Genomic DNA, 18,797 nt, shown 5'->3' on the forward strand with positions numbered 1-18,797 from the left:
TTCCACCCCCAGCCGGCGCTGGAGCTGCTGCGCCGGCTGGGGGTGGAAACCATCGGACAACTCGCCGCGCTGCCGCGCGCGCCGCTGGCGCGGCGGTTCGGGCGATCGGTGCCGCTCCGGCTCGATCAGGCCAGCGGGCGCAGCGCCGAACCGCTCGATCCCGTCACGCCGCCGGTCGCGATCATCGTCGAACAGCGCTTCGCCGAGCCGCTGCTGACCGCCGAGCCGATCGCGTACTGGATCGCGCACCTGGTCACGCGGCTGGTCGACGAACTGGCCAGGGCGGGCCGCGGGGTGCGTGCGCTGTTGCTGGCGGCGACGCGCGTCGATGCGGCGGTGCAGGTGGTGCGGGTCGGCTGCGCGCGCGCGACGCGCGATCCGGCGCATCTGCTGCGGCTGCTGCTGCGGCGGATCGAGAAGCTCGATCCGGGGTTCGGGATCGAGGCGCTGGCGCTGCACGTCCACCGCGCCGATCCGCTGGACGCCGAAGCGTTCGACAGCGATCTGGCCGATGGGGAGCGCGCCGATCTTGCGCCGTTGGTCGATGCGATCGTCAACCGGATCGGCGAACGGCGGCTGTGGCGCGCGCGGGCGGTGGAAAGCGACGTGCCCGAGCGGTCGGTGGGCGGGACGGCGCCGCTGGAGGCGGGCGCGTGCGAGGCCCCGCTGTTGCCCGCGGACGATGTCCGGCGGCTCGACGCGCGCGGGCGCGACCATCCGTGGCATCCGCGCTGGCCACGCCCGGCGCGGCTGCTGCGCCGTCCCGAGCCGGTCGATCATGTGATCGCCGAACTCCCCGACGCCCCGCCGCGCCGCTTCACCTGGCGCGGGATCACGCACCGCATCGTACGCGGCGACGGGCCGGAGCGGATCACCGGCGAATGGTGGCGGCGCAGCGCCGAACGCGAGTCGGTGCGCGATTATTATCAGGTCGAGGACGAAGAGGGCCGGCGCTTCTGGCTGTTCCGCCGCGGCGATGCGCAACGTACCGTGACCGGCGACCTGTCATGGTATGTGCATGGCACGTTCGGATGAGCCCGACCGGTGGTTTACGCGCGGGCGTCGATCGCGTTGAGATGTCCGGCCGCGGCATAGGCGAGGATTTTCCTGTCGGCGGTGATGAGCATCGCGCCGGTCTGACGGGCGGTGGCGACCATGATGCGATCGCCGGGATCGCCATGCACATCGTCGGGCAATCCGCCCGCCTCCTGCGCGATCTCGCGCGAGACGGGAACGTCACGGGCCTCCAGCGCGATCATGGCGCGATCCAGCCATGTCTCGACCGGTATGGAAAAGGCCAGCCGCCGCTTGCGCGCCAGCATCGCCACCTCCCATGCGACCATCGCCGAGATGCGGCGGTCACGATCCTGTCGAATAGCAGCACGCGCCTGCTCCCCCAGATGCGGGTCGGCGATCACCGCCCAGATCACGACATGCGTATCGAGCAGGATCATGACGCATCCGGACGCGCAGCCGGGAAGCCCCGCGCGTCCCACTTGGCTTCCCATTTCCGCTCCCAGTCGGGATCGACCGGGCCGACGATATCACCATGAAGGGTCACCGTACCCTTCAGGCTGCCGATCACGTCGTCGCGAACCGGGCGAACCTCCCGCGCACTCAGCATCAGCGATGGTTTGCCGCGCCGGGTGATCGTCAACGACTCCCCGCTACGCTCCATTTCATCGAGCAATGCGATGCATTTCGCCTTGAACTCGGTGATGCCGACCATCTTGCCCATGCGCACCTCCAACTGACCATCTCATATAGTCATTTCGCGTCATGACGTACAGCGAGTTGCAGGTCACCACGCATTACTCGTTCCTGCGCGGCGCGTCGTCGTGCGAGGATCTGTTCGCTACCGCCGCAGGGCTGGGGATGCCGGCGCTGGGGATCGTCGATCGCAATTCGGTCGCCGGGCTGGTGCGGGCGCTCTACGCGACCGAACAATTGGCCGCGAACCACGGCATCGCGATCCAGGCAATCCCCGGCTGTCGGCTCGATCTGGTCGACGGAGCCTCGGTGCTGGTGTGGCCGCAGAACAGCGATGCCTGGGCGGCGCTGACGACATTGCTGACGCGCGGCAAGGCGCGTGCGGACGCGCAGCGCGGCGAGAAGGGGCAATGTTTCCTGCATTGGGAGGATGTTGCGGCCGCCGCACGCGGGCTGGTCGCCGCGCTGGTGCCGGGGGATGCGGCGGACGTGACCCAGATGCGGTGGATGGCGGACCTGTTCGGCGTCGACGGGCACGTCTGCCTGACGCATCGGCGCCGACCGGGCGAGGCGTTGCGGCTGCACCGGACGGCGGAGGCGGCGCGGGCACATGGGCTGACGCCGCTGGCGACCGGCGACGTGCTGTATCATGCGCCCGAAAAGCGGATGCTCCACGATGTCGTGACCGCGATCCGGGCGAAGTGCACGATCGACGACCTGGGGATGCGGCGCGAGCGGAGCGCCGACCGCCACCTGAAGCATCCCGATGAAATGGGGCGATTGTTCCGCGACCATCCGGATGCGCTGACGGCGGCCGAGGCGATCGTCGAGCGCTGCACCTTCTCGCTGCGCGACCTGCGCTACCAATATCCCGAAGAGCGGATCATGAGCCGCCGTTCGCCGCAGGAATCGCTGGAAAAGCTGTCGCGCGACGCGCTGGCGCGGCATTTCGACGGCGCCCCGCCCCGGGAATATGCCGAGATGCTCGAACACGAACTCGGGCTGGTCAGGCAGATGGACTATGCCGCCTATTTCCTGACCGTCCATTCGATCGTCGCGTTCGCGCGGGGGCAGGATATCCTGTGCCAGGGACGCGGCAGCGCCGCCAATTCGATCATCTGCTTCGTGCTGGGCATCACCTCGATCGATCCGGTGAAGCACCAATTATTGTTCGAGCGCTTCATCTCGGTCGAACGCGCCGAGCCGCCCGACATCGACATCGATTTCGAGCATGAGCGCCGCGAGGAAGTGATCCAGTGGATCTACGAAACCTATGGCCATGACCATGCCGCGCTGACCGCGGTGGTCAGCCGCTTCCGCACGCGCGGCGCGATCCGCGAGGTCGGCAAGGCGCTGGGCCTGCCCGAGGACATGACCGGCGCGCTGGCGGGACAGGTCTGGGGGTGGTCGAACGAGGGCGTGCCGACCGCGCATGTCGAGGCGCTGAACCTCGACGCGGGCGAGCCGCGGCTGGCGCTGGCGCTGGAACTGGCGCGCGAGCTGATCGGGACGCCGCGCCATCTGTCGCAGCATCCCGGCGGGTTCGTGCTGACGCGCGCGCCGCTCCACGAACTCGTACCGATCGAGCCCGCCGCGATGGAGAACCGCCGCGTCATCGAATGGGAAAAGGACGATATCGAACTGCTCGGCTTCATGAAGGTCGACATCCTCGGGCTGGGGATGCTCGGCTGTATGCGGCGCGCGTTCGACCTGTTGTGGGAGCACAAGGCCATCGACATGACGCTGGCCAGCCCCGCGCTCCAGACCGACGATCCAGCGACCTATGCGATGATCCAGGAGGCCGACACGCTGGGCGTCTTCCAGATCGAGAGCCGCGCGCAGATGAGCATGTTGCCGCGCATGAAGCCCAGGGAGTTCTACGATATCGCGATCCAGGTCGCGATCGTGCGGCCGGGTCCGATCCAGGGCAACATGGTCCACCCGTATCTGAAGCGGCGCGAGCAGAAGGAGCCGGTCGTCTACCCCAGCCCGGCGCTGGAAAAGGTGCTGAAGAAGACGTTGGGCGTGCCGCTGTTTCAGGAACAGGCGATGCAGGTCGCGATCCATGGCGCGGGCTTCACGCCGGGCGAGGCCGATCAGTTGCGGCGCGCGATGGCGACCTTCAAACTGACCGGCGGGGTCGGGCATTTCCACGAACGGCTGGTCGCGGGGATGCGCGCCAACGGCATTTCGGAAGAGTTCGCCGAGCGGCTGGTGAAGCAGATCGAGGGGTTCGGCAGCTATGGTTTTCCCGAAAGCCATGCGGCAAGCTTCGCGAAGATCGCCTATGCCTCGTCATGGATGAAATGCCACCATCCGGACGTGTTCTGCGCCGCGCTGCTCAACGCGCAGCCGATGGGATTCTACGCGCCCGCGCAGATCGTCCGCGATGCGCGCGAGCACGGCGTCGTCGTGCGCGGGGTGTGCGTGCTGCGGAGCGAATGGGACACGGCGCTGGGTCCCGACGCGGCGCCGGACGGGCGGCATCCGTTGCGGCTGGGTCTGCGCGTCGTCAGCGGCATCTCGGGCGAACACGCCGGGCGCATCCTTGCCGCGCGGGCGAAGGCGATGTTCACGTCCGTGGAGGATCTGTGGCGGCGATCCGGCGTGCCGCTCGCCGCGCTCGAGAAGCTGGCGCGCGCCGATGCGTTCCGCGCGCTCGGGCTCGACCGGCGACAGGCGCTATGGGCGATCCGCGGGCTGGGCGAGGAACCGCTGCCGCTGCTGGCCGGGATCGAGCGGCGCGAGGAACCGGTGACGCTGACCCGGCTGACCGAGGGGCGCGAGGTGGTGGAGGATTACCGCGCCACGCAATTGTCGCTGCGCGCGCACCCGCTCCACTTCCTGCGCCCGCGCCTCGACGACCGGCGGATGACGCGCTGTGCCGACCTGGGGAAGCACGACGGGAAGATGGTCGAGGTGGCCGGGATCATCCTGGTCCGGCAACGCCCCGGCTCCGCGAAGGGCGTGTTGTTCATCACGATCGAGGATGAGACCGGGGTCGCCAACGGCATCCTGTGGCCCGACCGGTTCGAGGCGCAGCGGCGAACGGTGATGTCGGCGGCGATGGTCAGCCTGAAGGGGCAGGTGCAGGTCGAGGGCAAGGTGATCCACGTCATCGTCGATCGCGTGACCGATCTGACCGCGATGCTGCGCGAGGTCGGCGACGTGGATCTGCCGCGCCTCGTGGCGCGCGGCGATGGCGCGACGCATCCGGGCGCGCCGGATCGCGGCGATCCGGGCTGGAAGGTGCGGCCGCGCTCCGACTATCACTTCCGCGACCGCCGCGACGACACCATCCCGCTACAGAGCCACGACTTCCATTAGCGGGCCGCCGCGCACCGCCATTGTGCCATGACCTGTCCGTCACTCCGGCGCAGGCCGGGGCATGGCACCGCCGATCCGACCGCTGGCGCGCTTGCCGACGAACCTCGCGAAGGTAACGCCGCCGCGGTGCCGTCACGCGTCGTGTGACGGCACGCGACACCCGCTTACCCCACGACCTGCTCGATCGCGCCGAACACCGAATGATGGCGATCGTCCTCGACCCAGATCCGCACCGTGTCGCCCTTCTTCAGGAACGGCGTGAGCGGCTCGCCGCTCCGGATCGCCTCCACCGTGCGCAATTCGGCCAGGCACGAATAGCCGACCCCGCCCTCGGCGACCGGCCGCCCCGGCCCGCCGTCCGCGTCGCGGTTCGAGACCGTGCCCGACCCCACGATCGTCCCCGCGCCCAGCGCGCGCGTCTTCGCGGCATGGGCCACCAGCGTGCCGAAATCGAACGTCATGTCGACGCCGGCATCGGCGCGCCCGAACGGCGCACCGTTCAGGTCGACCATCAGCCGGCGATGCAGCTTGCCGTCCCGCCACCAGTCGCCCAGCGCGTCGGGCGTCACGAACACCGGCGAGAAGGCCGAGGCGGGCTTGGACTGGACGAAGCCGAAGCCCTTGGCCAGCTCCGCCGGGATCAGGTGGCGCAGCGACACGTCGTTGGTCAGCCCGACCAGCCGGATCGCGGCCAGCGCCTCGTCGCGCGTCGCGCCCGGCGGCACGTCGCCCGTCACCACCACCACCTCGCCCTCGAGATCGCAGCCCCAGCTTTCGTCGGCGAGCGGGATCGCGTCGCGCGGCCCCAGGAAGCCGTCCGATCCGCCCTGGTACATCAACGGATCGTGCCAGAAGCTCTCCGGCATCTCCGCCCCGCGCGCCTGCCGCACCAGCGCCACATGGTTCACATACGCCGACCCGTCGAGCCACTGATGCGCACGCGGCAGCGGGGCGGCGGCGTCATGTTCGTGGAAGCGTTCGCGCGGGATCGCCTCGTTGCGCAGGTCGGTGGCCAGCACCGCCAGATCGGGGGCCACGCGCTCCCAGTCGTCGAGCGCGCCCTGCAACGTCGCGCAGATGTGGCCGGCGTCCGCATACCAGGCGAGATCGTCGGACACGACGACCAGCCGACCATCGCGACCGTGCTTCAGACTGGCGAGTTTCATGCGCTCTCCTCGTGCTCTTTTGCCCCGGTGTATCGACAAGCCCGCCGCGACGCTACAACCGCCGCTGCAACAATCGCGCGCGCCCGATCACCACGATGTCCGCCCATGCCACGCGCTCGACCGGCCAGAGCGGGTTGTCGCTGCGGATCTCGACGCCGTCGCCGTGCGGGATCAGTCGCTTGACCGCCACCTCCTCGCCCCGGCGCAGCACGTAGATCGCGCCGCCCGCGACCGGTTCCCGCGCGCCGCGATCGACCAGCAGCCGGTCGCCGTCCAGCAGCGTCGGCGCCATCGACTCGCCTCGCACGCCGATCAGCGAGGCGTCGGCCGGGGCGATACCCGCCGCCCGCAGCGCCGCGCGCGACAGCGGCTCCGCGCGCAACAATCGGTCCTCCGGCACCCGCCCCGTGCCGGCGGCCGCCGTCACCGCCAGCCACGGCACCGCCACGTCGTCGGCGACCGGCGCCGGTGCGCCGAGCAGGCGTTCGTCGATCCCCAGGAAATCGGCGAGCAGCCGCCGCTCGCGCTCCGGCAGCACGCGCGGCGATCCGCGATTCACGAACTGCCCCAGATACGCCTGATTGCGCCCCAGCATCCGCGACAGCGCCGACAGCGCGACCCCGCGCGCGCGCGCCGCCTCGATCAACGCCTGCTGCGGGGTCGCTTCCATCGCCACACCCTAGGCTGAGGAATTTTCCTCGACAACCCGCGCATGTGAGAACATAATAAGAACATAGCGAACAGAGGGATGATTCCATGTGCTTGCTGAGCGACATCGACCTATATCTTCAGCGAACCGGGGTGGCGGAGACCACCTTCGGCCGCCGCGCGGTCAACGATCCGCGACTCGTCAAAGATCTGCGGCGCGGGCGCGTGCCGGGGCCGGGACTGCGGCGACGGATCGAGGCGATCCTGCGGGGGCGCCGCTGATGGTCGGCGACACCTTCGAACGCGCGGTCACGCGCTCGGCCGCGCGCGCGGGCACGACCGTCGCCGTGGAAAGCCACCATGCGGTGGCATGGTTCAGCGCCACCTTCTCCGGTGACCGCCACGAACTGGTGCTCAGCGCGCCGGCTGGAGAGGTTCTGGACGACTGGACTGCGGGGCTGCCCGCGCTCGACCTCGGCGTGCCGGGACATCTGCTCGCCGACCTGCGCATCGCGGCGCGCGAGCGGCGCGGCGACCGGGTCCGGCTGCGGATCGAGGGGCTGACGGTCGCGCTTCAATAAGCGATCAGCGGGTGCGCAGTCGCTCCAGCCTGCGCTCCAGCGCGAGCGGATCGGCCCAGGGCGACGTGGCGACAGGCGCCATCGTCGCGGGCCGATCGGCCGGGCGATGCCGCAGGGCACCGGGATCGAACGCGCTCAGCGGCATGTTCAGGTCGCGGGGCAGCGGGCGCTCCGGTGGCGGCGACATCCACGCCTGATCCGACATCGGCACGGGCGGACCCAGGTCGGCATAGGCATGCAACGGGCGGCACGCCGGGATGCGCGGATCGCGCCGGCCACGATCGGTCCAGCGCGACAGGGTGGCGCGGATCGCGGCCACGCCATCGGCCACAAGCTCGATCACGGCCGCCGGCCGCGTGATCGACATCGAATGGGGCGACGCATCCTCGAACATGGGCCGATCGTACACGACCAAAGATGAGTCGATGGTAAACGCCGCGCTATCCATTGGATGGCAGGACATTCGCCGCCCGGCATCGCCACCGGGCGGCGAGTCGCGTCAGTCGGCGTCGGCCAGTTCCTCGGTCAGCGCGTCGATGATCGCCTTGTTGAACGCGGGAATGTCGTCGGGCTTGCGGCTGGTGATGAGATTGTCGTCGATCACGACTTCCTCGTCCTCCACCTCGGCGCCGGCATTTTCCAGGTCGGTGCGGATCGACACGAAGCCGGTCAGACGCCGCCCGTCGATCACGTCCGCCTCGGCGAGCAGCCACGGCGCGTGACAGATCGCCGCGACGATCTTGTCCTCGTCCATGAACTGCTGGACGATCTCGACCGCGCGATCCTCGACGCGCAACTTGTCCGGGTTGGCGACCCCGCCCGGCAGTACCAGCGCGTCGTAATCCTCGACCTCCACCTCATCCAGGGTCAGGTCGGGGGTGGCGGTCTCCGCCTTGTTGATATCGCCCTTCATCCCCTGGATCGGATCGCGCTTGATCGACGCCAGCGTCACGGTCGCGCCGGCCGCCTCCAGCGCCTTGCGCGGCTCGAACAATTCCACCGTCTCGAATCCGTCGGCGGCGATCATCAGCACGCGCGCCTGCGACAAATCGGCCATGTCTGTAACTCCTGCTGGAAAGGGGGTTTCCGATCCGCCCAACCCCCCGCCACCCGCCGCCGTTCCGGGAACGATGCCGTGCCCTGCGCATTTGCCCCACGCGAAGGCTTTCCGTGACGAGAGGCAAGGTGGCAGGAAATATCGTTTATTGCGAAGACGATGAACCGGGCATCACGCGCAAGCGCACCCGGCACGACGCCTGGGCCTATTATGATCCCAGCGGCCGGCGGATCACCGACCGCGACGAAATCGATCGGTTGAACGCCATCGGCCTGCCGCCCGCCTATACCGATGCGTGGTACTGCCCCGATCCTGATGGCCATATCCAGGCGGTCGGCTGGGACGAAAAGGGCCGCAAGCAATATCGCTACCACCTCGGCTTCCGCGCGCAGCAGGAAGCCGCCAAATACGACCTCTGCGCCCCGTTCGGCCGCGCGCTGACCCGGCTCCGCGCGCGGGTCGAAGCCGATCTCGCCCGCCGCCAGCACAGCAAGGACCGCACCGTCGCCGCCGTCGTGAAGCTGCTCGACATCGCCGCGCTGCGCGTCGGCAACGAAACCTACGCGAAGACCAACAAGAGCTTCGGCCTGACCACGCTGCGCGACCGCCACGCGCAGATCCAGGGCAGCCGGCTGAAGCTGGAGTACAAGGCCAAGTCCGGCAAGCAGCGCCGCCTGACCATCACCGACGGCAGCCTCGCGCGCTTCGTCAAGAAATGCCAGGATCTGCCCGGTCAGAAATTGTTCCAGTACGTCGGCGACGACGGCGCGCCGCACGCCGTCACCTCCTCCGACGTCAACGCCTATATCCGCGCCGCGATGGGCGAGGGCTTCACCGCCAAGCATTTCCGCACCTGGGGCGCCAGCGTCGTCGCATTCGAGACACTGGCCGCCGCCGACGCGCCGATTGGGTTGAAGACGCTGCTGGAGCCGGTCGTCGCGCATCTCGGCAATACACCCGCCATCGCGCGCAAATCCTATGTCCATCCCGCGCTGATCGAACTGGGCAAGGACAAGGCGGCGCAGGCCGCGTTCCGCCAGTCGCTGCGTCTGCCGCGCGCGACGCAATATCTGACGCGCACCGAGCGCGGGCTGATCGCCTTCCTCGAACAATGCGGCGCATGTGAGTTGAAGGCTGCCTGACATGAACAATACCGCCGCCGCCGCCGACAAGGCGGCGTTCGACACGGGGCGCGTCGGCGCGCAGGTCGAAGCGCTGTTCCGCTCCAGCATCGTCTGGCTGCAACAGAACTGGCTGCACATCCTGATCGCGGTCGGCGTCGGCGTCGTCATCGCGCTGGTGCTGTTCTGGATCCGCGCCTTCGGCCCGCGCCTCGCGCAACGCAGCGCCTCGGGCAAGGGCTGGGCGGCAGTGCTCGGCCGCGCGATCGAGCGGACCAACGCGTTCTTCATCGTCATGCTGTCGGCCAAGCTGGTCGACGGCTATGCCGCGACCCCGCCGGAGGTCGACAAGACGATCACCTTCCTGTTCACGGTCGCCGCCGTCTTCCAGGCCGCGATCTGGGCACGCGAACTGATCCTCGGTGCGATCGAGCATCGCACGCGCGGCGAACATTATTCCGGCGAGGCGCTGATGAGCGCGATGGGGCTGATCCGGCTGCTGGTCAGCTTCGCGGTCTTCGCGATCGCGCTGGTGGTGGTGCTCTCCAATCTCGGCGTCAACGTCACCGGCCTCGTCGCCGGCCTCGGCGTCGGCGGCATCGCGATCGGTCTGGCCGCGCAGGGCATCTTCGCCGATCTGTTCGCCGCGCTGGCGATCATCTTCGACCGGCCGTTCCGGCGCGGCGACAAGGTCAGCTACGACAATACCAACGGCGTCATCGAGGCGATCGGACTGAAGTCGACCCGCATCCGCGCCTTCACCGGCGAGTTGCGGATCATCTCCAACCGCAACCTGCTCGACAAGGAAATCCAGAACACGACGCAGCGCGACCATGTGCGCGTGTCGTACACGATCGGCGTCGCCTATGAGACGCCGCCCGACACGCTGGCGCGCGTGCCCGCCATCCTGACCGAGCTGGTCGAGGCCGAAGGCGCGAAGGTGGCGCGCGCCGGGTTCGAGAGCTTCGGCGCCTCCAGCCTCGACTTCGTGCTGCAGGTCGATACGCCCGGCGACGACTGGGCGACCGCGCACGCCACCCGCAACCGCCTGCTGGTGGCGATCATGCGCCGCTTCGCCAGCGAAGGGATCTCCATCCCCTACCCCACCCAGACCACCTACACCGCCGCCCCCGACGGGACGCTGGTGATGCCCTATGCCGACGCCGTGAAGATCACCCCGCCCGCCCCCTGACCATCGCCCCTGCGCAAGCGGGGATCTGTCGTTCGGGTCCACCGCGTGCAGAAGCCGTCGCCCCTGCGCACGCAGGGGCCCATGTCTGTCGCGTATCGCGGCGCGCGCGACACATTGGTCGACGCGCCCGTGTCAGATCCTTCACCCGGACAATGCAGCGATAGGATCTGCCTGCGCAGGGGCGATGACCGCCAGGCCAAGCCCCGCTCCCTCGCCGCAAACGGAAAGTTGCTGGCGTGACGACGCGCGGGATCGCACCTGAGGCATCATGACCAAACCCTCGTTCACCGTTCAGGTCTTCGCCGGGATGGCGATCGGCGTCGCGCTCGGCTTCCTCGCCCGCACCGCCCCCGATGGCGCCCTGTCGGAGGTGCTGCGCCTGACCGGCGAGAGCTTCGTCAAGCTGCTCAAGGCCTTGGTCGTGCCGCTGGTCTTCACCGCGCTGGTCGCCTCGGTCGCCGCCCTGCGCGATCTCGGCAATGCCGCGCGGCTGGTCGGACAGACGTTGCTCTGGTTCGCGATCACCGCGCTGATCGCGGTGGCGATCGGGCTGACGCTGGGCACGCTGCTTCAGCCCGGCGTCCATGCCGGCATCGCGCCCGCCACCGCCACCGCGCCGGGCACGACCGGATCGTGGCTCGACTTCCTGCGCGGCCTCATTCCCGGCAACGTCCTGGGGCTGGAGGCATCGACCAAGCTGAAGGACGGCGCGGCCACCACGGGCATCTCCTTCAACATCCTGCAACTGATCGTCGTCGCGATCGCGGTCGGCGCCGGCGCGGTGAAGGTCGGCGCGGCGGGCGAGGCGTTCCTGTCCGCCAATGCCTCGCTGCTCGCGATCTTCCGGCAATTGCTGCGCTGGGTGGTGCGGCTGACCCCGCTCGGTACCGCCGGTCTGATCGGCACCGCGATCGTCCGCTACGGCTGGTCGTCGCTCGCCGCACTCGGCAGCTTCGCGGGCGCGGTCTATCTCGGCCTCGCGCTGGTGCTGTTCGGCGTCTATCCCGCGCTGCTCGCCGCGCACCGCCTGTCGCCGCGCCGCTTCTTCGCCACCGCCTGGCCGGCGATCCAGCTCGGCTTCGTCTCGCGTTCGTCGATCGCCACCTTGCCCGTGACCGAGGATGTCGCGGAGAAGGCCGGCGTGCCGCGCGACTATGCCGCCTTCGCGGTGCCCTTCGCCGCCACCACCAAGATGGATGGCTGCGCGGCGATCTACCCTGCCGTCTCCGCGCTGTTCGTCGCGCAATATTACGGCATCGCGCTCCACGCGCCGGACTATGTGCTGATCGCGCTCGTCTCGGTGATCGGCTCGGCGGCGACCGCCGGGCTGACCGGCGCACTGGTGATGCTGACGCTGACGCTCACGACGCTCGGCCTGCCGCTGGAGGGGGCGGGGCTGCTGCTGGCGATCGATCCGATCCTCGACATGGGCCGCACCGCCGTCAACGTCGCCGGGCAGGTGGTCGTGCCGCTGATCGTGGCGCAGCGCGAGCGGATGCTGGCGCCTCCCTCATCCGATGCGGTGTCGCAACCGGCGTGAACCCTTTGCCGTCCGCAACGTTCGTGCGGACAGACTTAGGGAGTTGATGCACATGAAGAAGGCCCTGCTGGCGGCGCTGGCAATCGCCACCGTCTCCGCCCCGATGGTCGCCGCCCCGGCGGCGGATGCCCAGCGCCGCGACCGCGACCGCGATTATCAGTGGCACGGCGACCGCGACGACTGGGACGCCCGACGCGATTACCGCCGCGGCAATTATCGCGAGCGCCGCCTGAGCCGCGAGGACCAGGTTTATCGTGGTCGCGACGGCCGCGCCTATTGCCGCCGCAATGACGGCACGACCGGGCTGGTCGTCGGCGGCGCGGGCGGCGCGCTGCTCGGCAATCTGGTCGGCGGCGGGCTGCTCGGCACGCTGGCCGGCGGCGGCGCCGGCGCGCTGCTCGGCCGCGAGATCGATCGCGGCAAGGTGCGCTGCCGCTAAATCACGATGCCCCGGCCAATCGCCGGGGCATTTTGCTGACCGGGGTCAGATTCCGCCTTCGTCCAGGCTGAGCAGAGTCGCATTTCCCCCCGCGCTGGTCGTGTCCACCGACACCGCGCGCTCCGCGCAGAAGCGGTAGAGGTAGTGCGGCCCGCCAGCCTTCGGGCCGGTGCCCGACAGGCCCTCGCCACCGAACGGCTGCGACCCGACCACCGCGCCGATCATCGAGCGGTTGATATACAGGTTGCCGACCGCCGCCGCCGCCTCGGTCACTTCGGCGGCGCGCGCGATGCGGCTGTGGAGGCCCATCGTCAGCCCGTAACCCTTTGCGTTGACACGCGCGATCGTCTTCTCCAGCTCGCCCGCACGCCACGTCGCGACATGGAGCAGCGGCCCGAACCATTCGCGGTCCAGCGCCTCGATCGCGTTGAGCCGGATTAGCGTCGGCGGCACGAACAGCCCCTCGGCCGGCACCGGCACGGTCTTGATCCAGCGTGGGCGCACCTCCTCGCGATAGGCCATCAACTTGTCGTAGGCGGCACGGTCAATCACCGGGCCGACGTCGGTCGTCGGGTCGCCCGGCGCGCCGATCGTGAGCAGGTCCATTGCGCCTGCCAGCATCTCGATCAGGCTGTCGGCGATATCCTCCTGCACCAGCAACAGCCGCAGCGCCGAGCACCGCTGACCCGCCGAGCGATAGGCGCTGGTCACGACATCGGCCACGACCTGTTCGGGCAACGCGGTCGAATCCACGATCATCGCGTTGATTCCACCGGTTTCCGCAATCAGCGGCACGATCGGGCGCGCCTCGTCCTCCAGCAGCGTGCGCGCGATCCGCTTGGCGGTCGCCGTCGAGCCGGTGAAGGCGACGCCCTGCACGCGCGCATCGCCGGTCAGCGCCGCGCCGACCTCCGGCCCGCCCGGCACCAGCACCAGCGCGTCGCGCGGCACGCCCGCTTCATAGGCCAGCGCCACCGCCGCCGCGGCGATGCGCGGGGTCTGCGGCGCGGGCTTGGCGACGACGGTGTTGCCGGTCACGAGCGCTGCGACGGTCTGGCCGAGGAAGATCGCGAGCGGGAAGTTCCACGGCGCGATCGTCGCCCAGACACCGCGTCCGTCGATGTGCAGCGTGTTGCGCTCGCCGGTCGGCCCCGGCAGTTCGACCGGGCGGAGCCGCGCGCGCGCCTCGGCGGCGTAATAGCGGCAGAAATCAGCGGCCTCGCGCACCTCGCCGATCGCGTCGGGGATCGTCTTGAACGCCTCCTGCACGCAGATCGCCATCAAATGATCGCGGTCACGCTCCAGCAGATCGGCAAGCCGGTCGAGGCAGGCGGCGCGGGTGTCGAGCGGGGTCGCCTGCCACGTCGGGAAGAAGGCGTGCGCACGGCCGATCGCGGCGGCCACATCGCCGACCGGCGCGGGTGCCGCGGCGGTCAGCGGCCGGTTCACCGCCGTCGCGGTCGCCGACAGGATCGCCGGATCGGCGAGGTCGATGCCCATCGAATTGGCGCGCTGCGGCGCAAACAGCTCGACCGGCAGCGGGATCGACGGGTGACGCGTGCCACCGACGGCGGCGATCTTGGCGACCGGATCGGCGAGGATCTCTTCCTCGCTCAACCGCTCGTCGGCAAGCTGGTGGACGAAGCTGCTGTTCGCGCCATTTTCCAGCAGGCGGCGGACCAGATAGGCGAGCAGGTCGCGGTGGCCGCCGACCGGCGCGTAGATGCGGCAGTGATAGCCGTTCTCGCGCACCAGTCGCTCGTACAGGCCGTCGCCCATGCCGTGCAGCCGCTGGAACTCGAAGTCGCGGGAATTGCCCGCCCATTCGACGATCGTCGCCACGGTCAGCGCATTGTGGCTGGCGAAGGCCGGGCGGATGTTCTTCGCCGCCAGCATGTCCTTCGACACGGCCAGATAGCTGACGTCGGTCGCAGCCTTGCGCGTGAACAACGGATAGTCGCCCAGCCCCTCGACCTGCGTGCGCTTGATCTCGCTGTCCCAATAGGCGCCCTTGACCAGCCGCACGTTCATCACGCGGTTCAGGCCGTCGGCCCAGGCGATGACCGGACGCGCGCGCTTGCCGTACGCCTGCACCGCCATGCCGAAGCCGTCCCAGTCACGCAGCGCCGGCAGCGTCGCGACCGCGCCGATGATCTCGAGGCTCATCTCCAGCCGCTCGCTCTCCTCCGCGTCGACGGTCAGCGCGATCCCCTTGCGCGCCGCCTGCACCGACAGCGCCTCCAGCATCTCGGTCAGCGCGGGGACGCACTCGTTCCAGCGCGCGACCTCGTAGCGGGGGTGGAGCGCCGACAGCTTCACCGACACCGAATGGCCCGCCGCCGCATGACGCCCGACCGCGTCGATCGCGTCGACATAGGCCTGGAAATAGCGTTCCGCGTCCTTCGTCGTCCGCGCCGCCTCGCCCAGCATGTCGAAGCTGGCGGTGAAGCCCCTGTGCTCGGGGCGCGCCATGCGCTTGGTCGCCTCGTCGATGGTGCGGCCCATGACGAAGATTTCACCCATCATCCGCATCGCCGCGCCGACCGCCTGACGCACGAACGGCTCGCCCGCGCGGCTGAGCAGCCGCTTGAGCGGCCCCGCCTCGCCCTCGCCGACCAGCGCGCGGCCCATCACCAGCCCCCAGGTCGCGGTGTTGACCAGCCGCGAGTTCGACTGGCCGGTGTGCGCGCGCCAGTCGGCATCGCCCAGTTTGTCGGCGATCAGCAGGTCGGCCGTTTCGGGATCGGGGACGCGCAGGAACGCCTCTGCAAGGCTGAGCAGCGCGACGCCTTCCGACGAATTGAGGCGATATTCCTGCAGGAACTGGTTCACCCAGCCGCGCGCTTGCGCCGCGCGCAGGTCGGCGAGCAGCCCGGAGGCGGTGTCGACGATCCGCTCGCGCGAATCAGGTGACGGCCAGGCATGGTCAAGCAGCGGCTTTAGAACATCCGGTTCGCTCGCCCGATGCAACTTTCGTAGCGTATCCAGGGTAGCGGACGGGATGACGTAGCGCATGTTCGTACTTTCGGTTCGTTGGGCTCTTGCGGGTGACGGCCCCGCATGCCTAGAGAGATGAACGCGCTGTAGCGCGGACGCCGTGGGAGAGGAAAGCGCAGTGACGCGGGACCAGGTACAGGCCGCGATCGGGCACGACCGCGTGTCGGAATGGATCACGGTGACGCAAGCCATGATCCATGCCTTCGCCGAGGCGACGGGCGACCGGCAGTTCATCCATGTCGATCCCGTCCGCGCGGCGCAGACGCCGTTCGGCGGCACGATCGCGCACGGCTTCCTCACGCTCTCCCTGCTCCCGCAGCTGATGGAGCGCACCCCCGATCTGCCGATGCCGGATGGGGTGACGATGGGGGTGAATTATGGCGGCAACCGCGTCCGTTTCCTGTCCCCCGTCCCCTCCGGATCGCGCATCCGCGCACATTCGACGCTGACCGCGTTCGAGCAGAAACACGCGGGGCAGTTCCAGTCCACCTCCACCGTGACGATCGAGATCGAGGGGCACGAAAAGCCCGCGATGGTCGCCGAATGGATCACTCAATTCTTCACCCAGCCTGCTTCCTGAGAGGGTACACCATGCGCTCAGCCGTCATCGTCTCCACCGCCCGCACCCCGATCGGCCGCGCCTATCGCGGGGCGTTCAACAACCTGCCCTCTCCCACCCTCGCCGCCCACGCGATCAAGGCGGCGGTCGAGCGCGCCGGGATCGACGGCGCGGAGGTCGATGACGTGGTGATGGGCGCGGCGCTCCAGCAGGGCTATCAGTCGCCCAATATCGCGCGCACCAGCCTGTTGCGCGCCGGTCTGCCCACCACGGTGTCGGGCATGTCGCTGGACCGGCAATGCGCCTCCGGGCTGATGGCGATCGCCACCGCCGCCAAGCAGATCGTCATCGACGGGATGCAGGTCGCGATCGGCGCGGGCGTGGAGAGCATCAGCATGGTGCAGACGCCCGAGATGCGCGTATCGCCCGACAAGGAATTGCTGGCGATGCACCCGGACATCTACATGCCGATGCTCCAGACCGCCGAGGTGGTCGCCAAGCGTTATGGCATCAGCCGCGAGGCGCAGGACGAATACGGCTATCGCTCGCAGATGCGTACCGCCGAGGCGCAGGCCGCCGGGCGGTTCGACGCCGAGATCGTGCCCGTGACCGCGACCAAGGCGAACGTGAACAAAGAGACGAAGGAGGTTTCCTACGAAGAGGTCACGCTGTCGAAGGACGAGGGCAATCGCGCCGACACGACGCTGGAGGGGCTGCGGTCGCTCAAGCCGGTGATGGGGCCGGACCTGAACATCACCGCCGGCAATGCCTCGCAACTGTCGGACGGCGCCTCGGCCAGCGTGCTGATGGAGGAGAAGCTCGCCGAGCAGCGTGGGCTGACGCCGCTCGGGCGCTATGTCGGCATGGCGGTGGCGGGGACGGCGCCGGACGAGATGGGGATCGGCCCGGTCTTCGCGATCCCGAAGCTGCTGGAGCGCAACGGCCTGTCGATGGACGATATCGGCCTGTGGGAGCTGAACGAGGCGTTTGCGGTGCAGGTGCTGTATTGCCGCGACAAACTCGGCATCCCCGACGAGCTGCTGAACGTCAACGGCGGCGCGATTTCGATCGGCCATCCGTATGGCATGTCGGGCGCGCGGATGGTCGGCCATGCGCTGATCGAGGGGAAACGACGCGGGGCAAAACATGTCGTGGTGACGATGTGCGTCGGCGGCGGCATGGGCGCGGCGGGGTTGTTCGAGGTGCTGTGAGGTTGAAGGCGAAAGGGGAATACGCTATGTATTGTCGTAGGTGACGTCATAGCACCTCTTCATGTGAGCCCCGGTCGTTGCAGCGGCCGGGGCTCAAATCGTTTGGGGCTCGGGTTGCAGCCCGAACCCCGCCCGTGTGCTACTTCCGGGCCACTTCGATCACCCGCACGACCAAGGTCGCAAAGGCGATCAACACGCCAAGGAACATGCACAGTTCGGCGAACGTCATAGTTCACGTCTCCATGTCGACGGCATGATTGCCGCCGCGCGCGACCATGACGACAGCGGAACAATCGCGCAACCAACGCCCGCGCCTCTCGTTTTCCGACCGACCCAACAGGAGAAACGACATGGCCGATGCCAATACCGATCCCCGCAAGCTGAAAGCCGATCTGTGGAAGAAGATGGCCGACAGCCCCTTCGTCATGGTCGGTCCGGCGGACGGTCACGCGCATCACGAACCGCTCACCGCGCAACTCGACGAGGATCAGGTCGACACCTTGTTCTTCTTCATCGGCAAGACCAATCGCCTGGCCGGCGGCGGGCGCGTGATGGCGCAATATGTGTCGAAGGGGCATGACTTCTTCGCCTGCCTCGACGGCAACGCGCGGATCGACAACGATCCGGCGCTGATCGACAAGCTCTGGAATAACCAGGTCGAGGCGTGGTTCCCCGAGGGCCGCAACGACCCGAACCTCGCGCTGCTGCGCGTCGATATCGATTCCGCGGAGCTGTGGGAAACCGACATGTCGCTGTCGGGCCGCGTGAAGATGCTGTTCGGCGGTACGATCAAGGCCGGTGAGGAAGGCAGCCACGCGAAGGTCGAGACGACCGCGGAAAGCAGCCCGGCATAAGGCAGGACGCGTCGCCCCTGCGAAGGCAGGGGCCCATGTCTGCCAGTTTCCGTTCGGACAGTCTGACACATACGCCGAACTCTATGTGTCGGGCCGTTCAACAGCCGACACAGACAAGGGTCCCTGCCTTCGCAGGGACGACAAGGACGGGGACTGTCAGGAATTTCGTGTGCGGGCGGGCATAATGGGAAAGAAGGAGATCCCATATGTCCCGGCGCAAAGAGCCTGCGATACCGAACGAGTTACTGGATCAGTTGCTGGCTGGCGCTGACGCTGGCACCGCTCTGGCACAAGGTGGTTTGCTCGACGCCTTGAAGAAGGCGCTGACCGAGCGCGCTCTGAATGCCCCGTCCCTTATCCCCCTCTGCCGCCGCCGACGCACACGCACGCCTACC

The 18,797-nt window shown here is 68.7% G+C and carries 18 protein-coding genes and 1 pseudogene; 12 read left to right on the plus strand and 7 right to left on the minus strand.

The window, feature by feature from the left end; genetic code table 11:
* Positions 1-1,035, plus strand: a 1,035-nt coding sequence (locus tag NS334_RS18665; protein ID WP_342585549.1) for a DUF6504 family protein, incomplete at its 5' end; no start/stop codon positions are given.
* Positions 1,036-1,049: 14 nt separating this feature from the next.
* Here the strand turns inward: NS334_RS18665 and NS334_RS11660 are convergent.
* The gene (locus NS334_RS11660; protein WP_058756137.1) at positions 1,050-1,454 is read right to left on the minus strand and encodes a type II toxin-antitoxin system VapC family toxin; all 405 of its coding nucleotides are present in this window, start codon (positions 1,452-1,454) and stop codon (positions 1,050-1,052) included.
* Entirely contained in the window at positions 1,451-1,738 is a 288-nt protein-coding gene (locus NS334_RS11665) for a type II toxin-antitoxin system Phd/YefM family antitoxin (protein WP_058756138.1), read from the minus strand. The genes NS334_RS11660 and NS334_RS11665 overlap by 4 nt, the downstream gene beginning before the upstream one ends.
* A 41-nt stretch (positions 1,739-1,779) precedes the next feature.
* On the opposite strand from NS334_RS11665, the gene NS334_RS11670 reads away from it, so the two are divergent.
* Positions 1,780-5,037 (plus strand): error-prone DNA polymerase, encoded by a 3,258-nt coding sequence (locus tag NS334_RS11670; RefSeq protein ID WP_058756139.1) that lies wholly within the window; start codon positions 1,780-1,782, stop codon positions 5,035-5,037.
* A gap of 164 nt (positions 5,038-5,201) precedes the next feature.
* Here the strand turns inward: NS334_RS11670 and NS334_RS11675 are convergent, their stop codons facing one another.
* Together NS334_RS11675 and NS334_RS11680 are read right to left on the minus strand one after the other, a co-directional pair.
* Positions 5,202-6,203, minus strand: coding sequence for a fumarylacetoacetate hydrolase family protein (locus tag NS334_RS11675; RefSeq protein WP_058756140.1), 1,002 nt, complete (start codon positions 6,201-6,203; stop codon positions 5,202-5,204).
* A gap of 52 nt (positions 6,204-6,255) precedes the next feature.
* Complete coding sequence (locus NS334_RS11680) at positions 6,256-6,873, minus strand: S24 family peptidase (RefSeq protein WP_058756141.1); 618 nt, start codon at positions 6,871-6,873, stop codon at positions 6,256-6,258.
* A gap of 92 nt (positions 6,874-6,965) precedes the next feature.
* Here NS334_RS11680 and NS334_RS18670 point away from each other — a divergent pair, with 92 nt between their 5' ends.
* Positions 6,966-7,133, plus strand: a complete 168-nt coding sequence (locus NS334_RS18670) for a hypothetical protein (protein WP_193753077.1) — start codon at positions 6,966-6,968, stop codon at positions 7,131-7,133.
* The gene (locus tag NS334_RS11685) at positions 7,133-7,432 is read left to right on the plus strand and encodes a hypothetical protein (protein WP_058756142.1); all 300 of its coding nucleotides are present in this window, start codon (positions 7,133-7,135) and stop codon (positions 7,430-7,432) included. The genes NS334_RS18670 and NS334_RS11685 overlap by 1 nt, the downstream gene beginning before the upstream one ends.
* A 4-nt stretch (positions 7,433-7,436) precedes the next feature.
* Here the strand turns inward: NS334_RS11685 and NS334_RS11690 are convergent, their stop codons facing one another.
* The gene (locus NS334_RS11690) at positions 7,437-7,841 is read right to left on the minus strand and encodes a hypothetical protein (protein ID WP_193753076.1); all 405 of its coding nucleotides are present in this window, start codon (positions 7,839-7,841) and stop codon (positions 7,437-7,439) included.
* Positions 7,842-7,931: 90 nt separating this feature from the next.
* Entirely contained in the window at positions 7,932-8,489 is a 558-nt protein-coding gene (locus NS334_RS11695) for a type 1 glutamine amidotransferase domain-containing protein (RefSeq protein WP_058756144.1), read from the minus strand.
* Between the two features lie 128 nt (positions 8,490-8,617).
* On the opposite strand from NS334_RS11695, the gene NS334_RS11700 reads away from it, so the two are divergent.
* The 4 genes from NS334_RS11700 (at position 8,618) to NS334_RS11715 (ending at position 12,781) form a co-directional block, all read left to right on the plus strand.
* Positions 8,618-9,631, plus strand: a complete 1,014-nt coding sequence (locus NS334_RS11700) for a DNA topoisomerase IB (protein ID WP_058756145.1) — start codon at positions 8,618-8,620, stop codon at positions 9,629-9,631.
* 1 nt (position 9,632) lies between these two features.
* Positions 9,633-10,802: a mechanosensitive ion channel family protein gene (locus NS334_RS11705; RefSeq protein ID WP_058756146.1), complete on the plus strand. Its 1,170-nt coding sequence runs from the start codon at positions 9,633-9,635 to the stop codon at positions 10,800-10,802.
* A gap of 268 nt (positions 10,803-11,070) precedes the next feature.
* Positions 11,071-12,342 carry a dicarboxylate/amino acid:cation symporter gene (locus tag NS334_RS11710; RefSeq protein ID WP_058756147.1) on the plus strand — a complete coding sequence of 424 codons (1,272 nt, stop codon included), beginning with the start codon at positions 11,071-11,073 and terminating at the stop codon, positions 12,340-12,342.
* A 52-nt stretch (positions 12,343-12,394) separates the two neighbouring features.
* The gene (locus NS334_RS11715) at positions 12,395-12,781 is read left to right on the plus strand and encodes a glycine zipper 2TM domain-containing protein (protein WP_058756148.1); all 387 of its coding nucleotides are present in this window, start codon (positions 12,395-12,397) and stop codon (positions 12,779-12,781) included.
* Between the two features lie 45 nt (positions 12,782-12,826).
* On the opposite strand, the gene NS334_RS11720 is transcribed toward NS334_RS11715, so the two are convergent.
* Positions 12,827-15,796, minus strand: a complete 2,970-nt coding sequence (locus tag NS334_RS11720; protein WP_058756149.1) for an L-glutamate gamma-semialdehyde dehydrogenase — start codon at positions 15,794-15,796, stop codon at positions 12,827-12,829.
* 100 nt (positions 15,797-15,896) lie between these two features.
* Between NS334_RS11720 and NS334_RS11725 the strand changes: the two genes are divergently transcribed.
* The 4 genes and pseudogenes from NS334_RS11725 to NS334_RS17730 form a co-directional block, all read left to right on the plus strand.
* Positions 15,897-16,358 carry a MaoC family dehydratase gene (locus NS334_RS11725; protein ID WP_153002724.1) on the plus strand — a complete coding sequence of 154 codons (462 nt, stop codon included), beginning with the start codon at positions 15,897-15,899 and terminating at the stop codon, positions 16,356-16,358.
* A gap of 11 nt (positions 16,359-16,369) precedes the next feature.
* Entirely contained in the window at positions 16,370-17,548 is a 1,179-nt protein-coding gene (locus tag NS334_RS11730; protein ID WP_058756151.1) for an acetyl-CoA C-acyltransferase, read from the plus strand.
* A 350-nt stretch (positions 17,549-17,898) separates the two neighbouring features.
* Complete coding sequence (locus NS334_RS11735) at positions 17,899-18,402, plus strand: pyridoxamine 5'-phosphate oxidase family protein (RefSeq protein WP_058756152.1); 504 nt, start codon at positions 17,899-17,901, stop codon at positions 18,400-18,402.
* A gap of 206 nt (positions 18,403-18,608) precedes the next feature.
* Positions 18,609-18,797, plus strand: a pseudogene (locus NS334_RS17730) (hypothetical protein); the annotation flags it as partial.

Source organism: Sphingomonas endophytica (assembly GCF_001476895.1).
In the GTDB taxonomy this organism is placed as follows: Bacteria; Pseudomonadota; Alphaproteobacteria; order Sphingomonadales; family Sphingomonadaceae; genus Sphingomonas; species Sphingomonas endophytica_A.